This window comes from Ruegeria sp. BI7 (genome assembly GCF_056537925.1).
Window position 1 is genome coordinate 1 of the sequence record NZ_JBQFSK010000031.1, and the last position, 501, is coordinate 501.

Genomic DNA, 501 nt, shown 5'->3' on the forward strand with positions numbered 1-501 from the left:
GGCTGCCCGAGTTCGGCTGCACGTTGGCGAAGTCACACCCAAACAGCTGCTTGGCGCGGTCGATGGCCAGGTTTTCAGCGATATCAACGAATTGGCAGCCGCCGTAATACCGCCGACCAGGATAGCCTTCGGCGTATTTGTTGGTCATCACCGAGCCCTGCGCCTCCATCACGGCGGCAGAGACGATGTTCTCGGACGCGATCAACTCGATCTCGTCGCGCTGGCGGCCCAGCTCAGATGTGATCGAGCCAAAAAGCTCAGGGTCACGGTCGGATAGGGATTGGGTGAAAAAACCGTCTAGACGATGCGGGACATTCACGGGGCATATCTCCTGTGGAAGAGGGTCGATGCAGCGGTTAAGGCCGCATCAGCAGTCATTGTTCGGGGTGAACAGGGTGTCAGATCACCCGGTCACGTGGTTCACGGCCTTGGAAAAAGTCACTCAGATTATCTAGAACGCGGAAGCCCATCGCTTCGCGGGCCTCGCGCGTTGCGCTGCCC

The 501-nt window shown here is 59.1% G+C and carries 2 pseudogenes; both read right to left on the minus strand.

The features are described from left to right. Window positions 1-319: pseudogene (gene glyA / locus ACR0JB_RS21820) on the minus strand (serine hydroxymethyltransferase); the annotation flags it as partial. A gap of 79 nt (window positions 320-398) precedes the next feature. Beyond that, window positions 399-501 (minus strand): annotated as a pseudogene (locus ACR0JB_RS21825) (D-glycerate dehydrogenase); the annotation flags it as partial.